Genomic DNA, 12,600 nt, shown 5'->3' with positions numbered 1-12,600 from the left:
AACTATAAAAGAGGAAAAACATTATTTAAATTGATATAGAAGAAAATATTATTCTTGCTAAACATCAGAAACTATTTTGACAAATAACGATTTTTTAGCCTTTTTAGATAAATTTTTTCTCTGTTAGAGTTAGAGATCAATATACTCTTTTTATACAACTTAGAGAGACTATTATACTTTAAATTATGAGCTAGTACAAATTCTATATGGGTCATAAACTCAGTTGCCAATCTAGTATAATTATCATCTTAAAACTAATTAGAAAGCAAGCAGTATTATTACATTTCCACTTTTCCCTTTATTATTCCTACTGACTACAAATGGAAGATTAAAAAGATAAAAACAAGCTCTCACTAGTTTAAAAATTAATAAGACCAAGTGCGGCCGCCGGGATTTGAACCCGGGATTACTGGCTTGGAAGGCCAGCGTCCTAATCCAGACTAGACGACGGCCGCATTATAAAATACTAAAAGAGGTAATTTAAAGTTTTCCTAAAACGATGTTTGTCTATAATGACCTAAATATCTTAAATAAGTTCTCTTTATGTATAAGCTAAATCAGGATGAGAGTGTGTTCATTTGATTTCAATCTTAATATGAGAATCGTCTACAATGTAAAATAATAAATCCAGGATCTCGTTATCATGCTCTTTGTAAATCAATATAAACATCATCAATATTACTCAGAATTTACCTGATTTGCTTATCGATCAAAGCTTTCAATGTATTATAGTAGCTTATTAAATTGCATATTATTTGTATTAATTTCTTCATTATTATAATAATAATCTTATTTAAATAAAAATCAGATTTCATAATAATTTATTATATATCATCCCTAATCTTTAGGTCTTAGGCCCTTTATTGATTCATTAGTAAAATAACATTATTCAATATTGTTCTCTGTTAGAGTTAGAGATCAATATACTCTTCTTATACAACTTAGAGAGACTATTATACTTTAAATTATGAGCTAGTATAATGTTGTTTAGGAAAATCATGAATTTATCATAACGTTATCATTTAGATAGCAATCTATCTAATTGTACCCTATATATTATTTAACTAAATAGTTTATTTGAACATTTAATGATACCACAAGTTAATCTTAGCTTAATAAAAAAGAAATATTATGTTCAAGATATAAAAAAGAAACAAATTTTATTTAAATAATATTAAAAAAAAAGAAATGTTTAACTTATCTTTCTATATACTAGGACAATAGCAACAATAGCAACAATTAGACCTATTATTCCAGCTATTAATCCTCCATATACTAATGGTGTAATACTTGATACTTCGCTGTTCAATTTGTTTACTTGGCTGGATAAGTTTGATACTGTGGAAGATAAGCTACTTACTGTACCATTCAATGAGCTTACAGAAGATTCTAGTGTTTTTATATCATTTTCTAGTGTAGTAATCTCAGTAGTCGTTGACGATAATGTAGCTGATAGTTGTGATATTGATGCGTTTAAAGACTTAATTTCACCCATTAATGTATAGACAGTTTGATTTACACTTTGAATTTCCTGAGTTAATATTTTTACGTAGTTAGTAAATATAGTTGTATAGTTTACTTCAGCTTGTATTGGTACATTAAGTGTTCCAGAAATACCATTATAGGTTGCATTTACATCGATAAAGGCTAAATAAGTTGTATTCAATGCTGGTAACATAAACGTTACATTATAGTAACCAGCATAAGGACCAGAAGTTATTGGTGTAGCTGTCATAGTAGTTACTCCAGATGGAGTTGCAACAGATGCTGTTACAGTTGCATTTGTTACTTTCATTCCAGCAAATTCTACTGCAAACAATACAGTTATTTCATCTCCCTCAGTACCAGTTAATGAAGTATATCCAAATGGATTTAATGCAGCAGTTGCTATACCGTTTTGTAACTCTCCAACAGCAAGTACTGTAACAATAGCTGGATATAACTTAAATGTTAGTGATATTGTTTGGTTACCAACAACACTTATAGTTTGACTAGCATTAACATAGCCCGGATAGCTTGCTACTACTTCTAAGTTTTCAGTGAAATTGAATGCTATAACTTGAATTGTTGCAATACCATTAGAACCTGTTGTAGCTGTAGCTATTAACTCATGCAAACCACTTGTAACATTATATACACTTACCGTAGCTCCTTGTAATGGAATACCTTGTTCATTTTCTACTAAAGCCTTAATTGTAGCAGTATATGGCTTATAATAAACAGTTACTGATGTAGCAGCTTGGCCACCATTTACTTCAATCTCGATTGTATAAGCTCCTACTTGACTATTCTCACTAGAACTTCCCCATACCCATATTTCTTGACTGAAATATCCGCTAGAGTTAGTAGCACCAGAAGCTACTGGTATATTAGCACCAGAGGGAGTTAAAACATATATTGCTACCGTAGCACCAGGGGCATACTTAAACGTCACTACTAATGGTTGGCCAAAATGAAAAACTTCCCCTTGAGTTGGTGATATCACTACTAAGCTAGTGCTCGCTGTAGCTAAAGGTACACTAAAACCTAATACTATTATTGACAAAATTAAACCTATAACAAAACGCATGTTCATAAATCTTCACCCCAACAGTTTAAAAATAAAAAAGATAAAATACCTTTAAACCTTTTCATAAGTTTTACTTCTCCACAGTTACGTTAGTAAATACTAAGTTAACTGGATATTCTGATATTGCTGGACCTACTGCAAACGGTACTGCATACATTGTAACTGTGTAAGATCCTGGTGGTAATGATAATATTCCCTGCATCTGTACAGCTACTAGTATATATGGTACTGCTGATGTTCCTAATGCTGGTTTAGCAACCACTGCTTGATATGAGTAGTATACTACTGGAGATGTTACAGAGGCATTTACACCTTGTCTTACTACTGCTAAGATGAAGAACTCATATGGATATGGTAATACGCTAGTTGCATAGATGTTAATTACTGGGCTTGTTGGTGTAATTACTACTGGAGATGTGTAGTAGTATGTTGATAATGGTGCATGAGATATTGGTGGAATAGTTGGAACTGGTGCTAATCTAATTGGAGTTATATTAGCTGGCATAATGTATGTGGATACTGTTACAGTACTTACACTATCAGTTACTGTTACACTTACATTAGCATCATAACCTATCGTAGTACCGTTAATTGTTACGAATGGTAATACGAATAATCCAGCTGGTCCTAATGGTACATTAGTACCATTGCTAAGTGTTATTGCTAAGGTACCATTTGTAAATACACTAATCTTATTGAATGTTAAAGTGGTTAAAGTATTATTTGGCAATACAGCAAATGACAGAGTTCCAGTGAATATTCCAGAACCAGCTGCAGTCTCCGCTATCTGTGGTATTAGGTTACCAGAGGCATTCAAGACAACTTGTCCATATACGTTCTTTGCTATAGTTCTTCCAGACGTTGCATTGTAATATATCATAGCTACTTGTCCGTTATGATATACTGTTATGTTTGTTACCATTAGATGTAATAAGCTGGTTGGGTTTGTATGAGCAAACTGATAGTCAGTGAAGTTTAGTAATGGTTCTATATACATCTTCTGAGCTATAAACCATGGAGTAGATGCTGTCAATGATACGCCAGAAGCTTTGAATGTTAGGAAGTAGAATAATTGTCCAGGTTGGGCTGCTACTAATTGTAATTCTTTTAATGCAACTAGCTTAGTAGTAGCTACTAATGTTTCATGAGTTACATAATCGTACATGCTAACTGTTAATATGCTGTTATTTAATTGTTGTAATGTTAAGTGTAATATGCTCTCTAACCCTGGAATACTTATCTGGTACTCATATGTTCCGTTACAGTATTGTAATTGTTGTGCATTTAAGGATACGAACAATGTTGTTAAGTTCTTAGTTGTCAAGGCTATTGTGTATGTAACACCAGATGGTAAAGTTACATTTACATACATCATCTTTGATAATAATAGCGGTGTTGCTGATATTCCTAATAACTGATATAATGGTGCATTCCACTGTTGCCATCCACCAGTTCCAATTGCTAAGTAAGCTGGTAAGTTTGCGCCATAGTAGCTCTCATTTAAGTATAATAAAGCTATAGATGAGTACAATGGTGTTACTGGACTGCTGAAGTATAATGTTGCAGTTATATTAGGTACTGTTACAGAAGTTTCAACTTTGTACTGCTTTGAAGATGCAAAGTAATGGAATACTGCATAGTCAGTGCTTATATACTTGTATATATCAGATGCGCCTACAAACGAAGCATTAGGTGCTACAGTTAAGAATGTATTAGAGTTTACAGGATATAAGTTTGGCGCATTACTTGCTAATATCTTAAATGTTATATAGTTTGTAATTACGTAGTTAGCACCAGTAGGTGTGATTTCTTCATAACCTACTTGATTTTGTGGTGATAATAGCACGTTTCCATAGCTTACGTTTAATCCAGCTATATATGCTAACTCAATATCCATGTTATTATTGACAAATAATGATTGCTCAAAGTACATATTAACAGTTGGGTTATTATCAGCATAATATGCTAATTGTATAGCACTGGTCTCACCATTAGGTCCTATTACAGATATCGTGTTACCATTTAATGTTAATTGATAAGCTGTTAAGGATGATACTATAGTTTCTTCAGTATATGTAAATACATTGGATGAAATTACAGTTAGTTTATTATATGGATATTTACCAAATGTACCAGAAATATTATAGACTGTTGAACCATAGAAGATTATTGCTGAATTAGGTACAGTTGTGGCACTGTAATTCAAAGATGCGATAGCATAAGTAAAGCTTCCAGATGGATTTCCTGGTACTAATATTGCATCTGGATCATATAACATTACATCCGGTGCATTATAGCATTCAAAGCTCTGTGGAGTAATTGGTGTTGTCATTATTTGTGGTGGAATCACAGTAGCATAGAAGTAACCGTGATTAGCTGTAGTTACTCCTCCAGTAGTACTATATGCTGTAACCACAACTGAAGTTTCATTGCTCCATAATCCAAAATCAACTAGAGTTATGTAAGTATATTGTGGAATTGTTGAAAACGCAACAAATAATGGGCCCGTTCCAGTTTCTGTAGCTGGAACTGTTGGCACTGTTAATGTTAATGAGAATGGTTTCGATAAGTATTGTGGCTCAGAGATTACGAAGTTTTGTAATCCCATAAACTGAGAAATAGCCATTGGTAATTCAGAACCTAAAATTGCTAACTCATATTCACCGTTTGACATAAAGTACTGAGCAGTACTCATATACTGCATTGCTATTGTACCATTAATTATTGGATATTCTGGTGTTACAACTATTCCGTTAAATGAGAAACCTGGTAATTTTACATTATTAAATTGTAATGTTGCATTAGTTAATAAGGTAACTGTTGCTGTGGCTTGAGATGATGTAAATTGTGCTTGAGCTTGGAACTGAGTTTGACCAGATATTGCTATTTGTGTTGGTGGTGTTGACATAATTGGAGATGTTGTATAGAAACCACTTACGGTTGCTTTTATGCCCTCATAAGCTGTAGCAACCAAAGATGTTGTTGCCACATATGGTATTAGCGTTGGTGAACTACCAACTACTATATTTACTGTATATTTAGTACCGTTAAAGTAACCAGTTATAGAGATTGTGGAACCGGCTGGTGCCGAATATACATAAACTGGAAGTGTATAGGAGGTTGGTGGTGCATTTGGATTAACCAGCATAGTATGGTGAATTTGATTATTATATAAGTAGTAAATTGTTAGGTTGCTGAAATACTCTAATTTGCTTCCATTAGTTAATCCCATAGATGTAGCTGTACTTAAAGGCAATATTGCAAGTAATGTTGCATTATATTGTTCTGGGTCTGGTATAGTAAATGTACCACTTACTGGAGCTTTTACTGCTACACCATTAATTGTTATACTTAGGTTATCATCAGATATAAATCCTAAGAAGCTCCAATATCCACTTGCAAATTGATAAGATAAATAAGTGAACTTAGATGGGAAGTCTGGTAATGCCGCTATTTGGGCTAATTGTGCTAAGTTAATTTGTAATGGTCCGGGAGTAGAATAGTTTAACTGGAATGTTAAGTTATCATAACCTGGACTTGCTGATATAAATGGGTCTACAATGCTTGTGTTAATTAGTGCTCTACCCCAAATATATGCTTTTGTACTAGCTAAAGATTGTAATCCTGGACCTAAATTACCATTTATTTGTAGTGGATTAAAGAATCCAGTAGCTTCTGGTGTTGGTATAAAGTTTGGTGGAACAAATGAGAATGGTGCAAACACTAAGAGCTGATTAGTTGTTTGGGCTGGTATAGTCAGAGTAGCTACAGTAAAGGATTGAGTAACTTGACCATATACATATTCATAGAAGAAGTTTGGACTTGTGGTTGAAGGAGTTAATAAGTCATTAGCTATAACTGGATATTCTTGCTTTAAAGTACTAGTAGTTCCATAAACGTACAAACTATTATATAAGCCTACTTGGGTTAAGGTGGTTTGAGCTGTGCCATACTCATTAACTACTACTCCTAGATTGCCAGTAAACTGCTCTAAGTAAGTAATCGGTACTTGCGGTTCTTGATTCATATAACTACCTACCACACCTACTAAGAATATTAATACCTTAGCTCCTTCTGCATAATAAATATCTGTGAAATATGTTGAAGGAATGGTAAATTGTATTGTCTGTGTGACAGTAGAATTCTTAAAAACAATAACTGGTGAGAAGTAAGTTCCAAAGTAGGTTATTAGGTTTTGTAGGTTACTATTTGCTGATACATTAATATTAGATACGTTAAATATATATGCTACACCATCATATTGTGGCAAATAAATAGCTATCCCATGTCCTTCTGGTATTGATGGTAGTGCTGCTTGTGTTGTTAATGGTATTCCAAATAGGAATATTTCAAATATGAATAGTATAGATAGAATTAAACCTAGGGTTTTATTCATAGCACTTCTGTCAATAAAGAAGTATGATCCATTTATAAAGTTTTGTATACATAAGTATACAAATCGATAATACCATCAATATGGTACTATTGCCAAAGGATTTAATAACCTTTTTGCATGTAAGGAAAATAACATGAGTACTAAAAGAAGTCTCGAAATATTTCTGGTATTAATTTTATTTCTATCAATACTAGGATTTATTAACCTAAAAGTTTTTTCACTAACTACAAGCGCAATTGTAAATGTAGCACCAACTCCTTATAATTCTGGTTATTATCCTCAAGGTTATATAGTAGTGACTACTACTGGCTCGTCTACTACCTTTAACCTATATTTATTTAACCCTACATTTGTTGAAGAAAGTGTACCGGTGTACGTTAATTCAAGTGCTTATACTACTGTTACATTACAACCATTTTCGTATACAACAGTCCCAATATCCTTATCTACTGGTCTTTATAATATATCTGTGGAAGGACAAACATTATATGTAGAAGTTGTTCACTCTTCTTATCAACCTATAATAACTTATATTAATGGTACTGCTAATGTGTATAAGCTAAATGCACAACCAGGGAAGACTTATAGTTTCCAAATAAGTTATTCCTCAACACCTTCTAATGCTACTGAGGAAAGTGAGGTTTATTCTGACATAGGATTTTATATTTCGCCAAATGATCAGGAGGGTGTAACACCTTATTTGACACCTTCTAATACTTTCTTATTACAAATACCAGAAGGAATAGCTCAAGGAGTTTATTATGCCTATGTTTATACGTCATTCTCAAACGCAACTACTGGACAAGTAGTAGATTACTCGCTAGGCCTAGTAATTATTAACGTAAGTTATGGTTTACCAACTTCTCTTTCTTCTCCAGTAACAGTTACCGAAAATGGCGTAATGCTTGAAATGGAGAATGTTAGTGGTTCTACATTATTATACATTCATTATCCCTTCTCTTACGAGGATATATTTACACTGTCTCTACCGAGTGGTACGTACACTGTAAAGAATTATACAGTATCTAATAATGTATATCCACCCCTCTATACAAAACCTAACATTTTATTCTACGGATCTACTATCCCAATGGAAATTAGTCCAAACGGTATTATCATAGAAGCTAAAGCATTCGGTACTGGTAGTATAGAGATCTCATCACCTACTGGAAGTGTAACTTTAACTATACCACCAAAAGTAACTATGGGAACTCTTAATGTTGAAGTTATTTCATCAACTACTGGTATGCCGATTCCTAATGCTAAAGTAAGCGTTTACTATTCATCTAACAGCTCACTTATATCCTCATCTTTGACCTCTTCCTCTGGGACTGCGAGTTTCACTCTACCCGTAGGTGAAGAAGTTAAGGTTAACGTATCGGCTTTTGGTTATTATCCCAATTCAACTGTTGTTACAGTATCATCTTCGTCCACAGTGAAAATATATTTAACTCCTATACAGATTACAGTTACACCAACGACCTTTACTATAAATGGGAGTAAGATAACACCGGAACAAGTTAGTGTAGGCAGTTATAAGATAAACACCACTGTAGGTAATGAATTAACACTTACTTTCTCAGTGTCTATAAACAGTAATGTCACACCCTCAGTAATAGCTATGTTAAATGGTACTTCAATACCAGTTACATATGAGGGTAATGGTGTTTATGAGGTAACACACACATTCTCATCACCTGGTACTTACGAAATTACAATAAATACGTCTTATGATGGTGTTTGGAAGAATTTTACAGTAACAGTATATGTGTATAAGCCAAGTATTATCACGACGTCAACTACAACAACAAGCAGTACCACAACAACTACAACAAGTACAACTCATACTACAGTTACGCCAGTAACTAGTAGTTCAACAACAAGCAGCACCACAACAACAGTACCACCGCCACCAACATCGTCAACTACCTCTTCAATTCCATTAACTGATATAGCAATAATTGTAGTAGTCATAGTGATTGCAGCAGTAGTGGCAATAGTTGTCTTAAGAAGATAATATCGTTTTTTATTATATAATTTAATTTTTAAAATATATTTAAACTTAATTAGAAATTTTAGATTAAAAATGAGTACTTTTCTAAACTTAACTAGATAAAAAACATCCTAATTAGCCCATTCTTCTTTTCATACGGATCATATATCATTGTAGGACAAATACCTTAAGCTTGATGGCAAATTTTTAATTCCCTTAGTTAAGCTACTCCATTAATGGTTGAAATTTCGATAATAATTACAGCATATAATAGAAAGCAGTATTATAAAGATGCAGTAAAAAGTGTACTTAACCAAACACTGGATAACGATAAATATGAGGTGATATTTGTAGCTAATTTTGATGCTAGCGAATATGCTAAAGAAGAAGGGATAAGGTTTGTATATAGTGATAAGAGTGATTCAGGAAAGCAAGTATTTGATGGCATAAAGGTAGCTAAAGGTAGAATAATTTCATTCTTAGACGACGATGACATGTTCACTAAAGAAAAACTGGAAAATGTTTATGAAGCGTTCAAAAGTTACCAAAATCTAGGAGTTTATAGGGATAGAGTACTATTTTTCTATGGGGAAAAAATTATACAGAAGGAAGTAGAAAAAATAGACCCTCTTTTACTTAAAAATAGAGATAAAGATGACTATATTAAAATGGCTAACTATAGAAAATATGGTTTTCATAGTAGTTCTACTTTCTCAATTTTAAGAGAATTACTTCTACAAAAAGCTGACATTTTAATGCAAATGAAAAGGGCTATTGATTGGTTTTATGAGAGGATATTCTATGTGTCAAAATATGATATGCTTTGGGATAGTAGTGCAACCACACTTTATAGGCTTTCATTTTCATCATCTATGAGAACATTAGATAGTCTGGAGAACTACATTAAGAGCTCTGCAGAAAGATCATATATATACTGTTTAGATATGTTAACTGTTGACTCTATGTTACCTCAAAATTTAAGGAAAATCCATAGCTACGAAGTATCACTATCAAAAGTGAGGTACAAGTTCATTTCTAAAGAAACAGCTAAAGAATGTGTTCCTTCTTTAAGTGACTATATTAGAGTTTTTAAGAAGTCATATTTAGGGTCTCATAAAGCTTTAGTATTAGCCTCTCTACTTCCTTATTCTTTAAGAAAACCTCTAATTAGAAAGAGTTACGAGAGGGAGAAAGCACGATTATTGAAGATGATACAATAAGGTATTTGTTAAATTCGAGAAGATTTACTTTAGTTTGATTTCTTGTAAAAAAGAATTTATAATCTATAAGTTAATAATTGCATCTATACATTAGTTTTTAAAAAAGCAAGAGAAAGTTAACTTGTGTTCCTAAGTAAAGTTATTAAAGATTTTCCCTTAAAAATTTTCCAGTAAATATAGTATCTACCTAGTTTAAATAAAAATTTCTTCTATGCTAAAAAAGCTTTATAATATTATTATCCCGTCTAATTTCTTATTAGTATTTTTAATTAGTTTCAATTTTTATTAACTAGAATAGAAAAATTACTTACCTATTCAACATTACTCTAGCTGGTAATATTTCTTAAGATAATACTAAAATAAATATTAATTACTAAAAATTTTCATTATAGTATATTCTTTTTATGAAATAAATTGAACTATACAATAGAGCACATACGACATAAAATTGATCATATGGTTATAAACTAAGTTCTTTTTTGAAGACATAGCACATGATGCCTCTTATCTTATTCTTCGGTAACATTTACTAAACAACGCTACTTATCGGAATCAAGTACTTTATTTTTAACTTTCTCTTTTTAATTATTCTACAATAGGTCTTAAATTCTCATTTACTCATTAGAAAGAGAAACTCTACACTTTTTTCCAAGACCGTAATAGCAGAACTATACCATCAACATAAAGATTATCAGTAAAACTTAGATAATGACTATAATTTTAATTAGATTACATAGAAATAATAACAGAATATGGATATTTAAAAGCTATGCTAAGATGTTATACTTAATTACCCAAGAGATAATAATCTAGACGTTATAATATATGCCAGCATTTTATAAGCTTTAATAGAGTTTAATTTCCTAAGAACTATAAAGATAGGAAAAACGTGAAGATTTTAAGAAAAATTATTTTTATTTCTGATAAAGAATTGGATTATACAATATTAAATTAGTTAAAAATCTTGTAATAATGAACTGTTACGAATAAAAATAATTACACCTTGAAAATGATCTAAAAGAATTCATATACTTTTCCCTAGTAAATGCTAGGGGACATAACATCTTGTGAGCTACCCCCGCCCTGAAGGGCGGAGCTTCCTGCTTCATAGCCCCACCTTGCCCGTAGCTTTTCGCTACGGGTAGAGGGTAGAGCTCCACAGGCACTAAGGATGGCTCCCACCCCGATCTCTTCAATATGTTTAAGGAAGCGTTATAGTCACGATCAGTAACCCAACCGCACTTAGGACAGCTGAACACACGGTCAGTCAAAGTTAACTCTTTCTTTACGTACCCGCATTTGGCACACATCTTTGAAGTATATGCTGGGTTTATTAACAACAGTTTCTTTCCATATTTTTCCAACTGATATTCTAGTATTCTCTTCAACTCATGGAATGCAACATCATGCAACCTCATCCTCAACTTCCTTTCTGACTCCTCCACCAGTTGTTTAACATCTATATCCTCCATTACTACAACGTCATAATGTTGTGCGAACCACTTACCCAACTTCATATAGAGGTCTTGTCTCAAGTTCTTCAAGTGTTCATAACCCCTAGCTAACTTCACTTTTGCTTTAAACCAATTTTTCGACAAGAACTCTTTCCTCGAGAGAACCTTGTGGAGTTTCCTTATCTTCTCAAGTGCCTTCTCATAAGGTCTCAAGTTAGGGAAATAGAATCCATCACTCGTGGTTAGGAGTTTCTCTACCCCAACATCTATTGCAACTACCTTACCAGTCTTTGGGAGTTGAGAGAATCCAACACCTTCAACCATGAAGGAGATGTACACTCTCTCTGAACGTGTTAGTTTAACTACCACCCTCTTTACTTTGTCAAGCGGGAAGTCCCTATGAACAATGACCTTAAACACGCCGAGATTTGATAACCTCAATAACACCAGCTTCTTCTTATTCTTCCTACTCTTAGTCCTTATTTCCCTGCTCTCAAGTATTTTCCACCCACTTTGTGGGTAAACAAGAGAGTAGTACTTATGGGGTTTCTTCTCCTTAGGAAAGTGTGCTAGACCTTTGAAGAACCTATCCCTAGCATCGTAATAACGATCGGCAATTTGCTGTACTACTTGTGAGTAGAGTTGTTGGTACTCCTTATCTTGCTTTCTTAGATCTAGAGCGAGCTGTCTTAACTCCGTTTGTGTAAGACCCTTTCCGTCCCTTTGGTAGAAATAGATATCTGCCCAACGTAGGGTGTTGTACATCTCACATGCTAACCTCAACTGGGCTTTTAACGCCCTAATTGTTTGATCGTCAGCATATGCACGAAAGCGGAACCCTACGTTGGGCATTAATAAAATGTTCGAGAGTGGATTAAAAAATATTTCTACAAAGGGGGCTATCCATCCCCACTGGCGAGGTTTTTCGCCCCCTTTGAACCCCTAAACTTTATAATACAGAATATCTT

4 protein-coding genes, 1 tRNA gene and 1 pseudogene are annotated in these 12,600 nt (G+C 33.2%); 2 read left to right on the top strand and 4 right to left on the bottom strand.

What is annotated here, in order from left to right; all coding sequences use genetic code 11:
• Positions 1–379: 379 nt before the first annotated feature.
• From D1869_RS12025 to slaA, 3 genes are all read right to left on the bottom strand, one after another.
• Positions 380–455, bottom strand: a tRNA-Gly gene (locus D1869_RS12025).
• A 737-nt stretch (positions 456–1,192) separates the two neighbouring features.
• Complete coding sequence (locus D1869_RS12020; protein ID WP_156015299.1) at positions 1,193–2,575, bottom strand: carboxypeptidase-like regulatory domain-containing protein; 1,383 nt, start codon at positions 2,573–2,575, stop codon at positions 1,193–1,195.
• Positions 2,576–2,639: 64 nt separating this feature from the next.
• A complete protein-coding gene (gene slaA, locus D1869_RS12015) occupies positions 2,640–6,965 on the bottom strand; it encodes an S-layer protein SlaA (RefSeq protein ID WP_156015297.1) in 4,326 nt (1,441 codons plus the stop codon).
• A 133-nt stretch (positions 6,966–7,098) separates the two neighbouring features.
• Here slaA and D1869_RS12010 point away from each other — a divergent pair, with 133 nt between their 5' ends.
• Together D1869_RS12010 and D1869_RS12005 are read left to right on the top strand one after the other, a co-directional pair.
• Positions 7,099–8,982 carry a hypothetical protein gene (locus D1869_RS12010; RefSeq protein ID WP_156015295.1) on the top strand — a complete coding sequence of 628 codons (1,884 nt, stop codon included), beginning with the start codon at positions 7,099–7,101 and terminating at the stop codon, positions 8,980–8,982.
• A 212-nt stretch (positions 8,983–9,194) separates the two neighbouring features.
• A complete protein-coding gene (locus D1869_RS12005; RefSeq protein WP_156015294.1) occupies positions 9,195–10,178 on the top strand; it encodes a glycosyltransferase family A protein in 984 nt (327 codons plus the stop codon).
• A 1,109-nt stretch (positions 10,179–11,287) separates the two neighbouring features.
• Here D1869_RS12005 and D1869_RS12000 read toward each other — a convergent pair.
• Positions 11,288–12,484, bottom strand: a pseudogene (locus D1869_RS12000) (RNA-guided endonuclease InsQ/TnpB family protein); the annotation flags it as partial.
• Positions 12,485–12,600: the final 116 nt, after the last annotated feature.

Origin of the sequence: Sulfurisphaera ohwakuensis, from assembly GCF_009729055.1 — an archaeon.
Lineage (GTDB): Archaea > Thermoproteota > Thermoprotei_A > Sulfolobales > Sulfolobaceae > Sulfurisphaera > Sulfurisphaera ohwakuensis.
Note: the sequence above shows the minus strand (reverse complement) of the source record. Positions and strands in the feature narration are given on the sequence as shown.

What these genes read in the sequence shown, in the direction of transcription:
- D1869_RS12020 (WP_156015299.1), bottom strand. Translation starts at nt 2,575, where the DNA reads ATGAACATGCGTTTTGTTATAGGTTTAATTTTGTCAATAATAGTATTA.
- slaA (WP_156015297.1), bottom strand. Translation starts at nt 6,965, where the DNA reads ATGAATAAAACCCTAGGTTTAATTCTATCTATACTATTCATATTTGAA.
- D1869_RS12010 (WP_156015295.1), top strand. Translation starts at nt 7,099, where the DNA reads ATGAGTACTAAAAGAAGTCTCGAAATATTTCTGGTATTAATTTTATTT.
- D1869_RS12005 (WP_156015294.1), top strand. Translation starts at nt 9,195, where the DNA reads ATGGTTGAAATTTCGATAATAATTACAGCATATAATAGAAAGCAGTAT.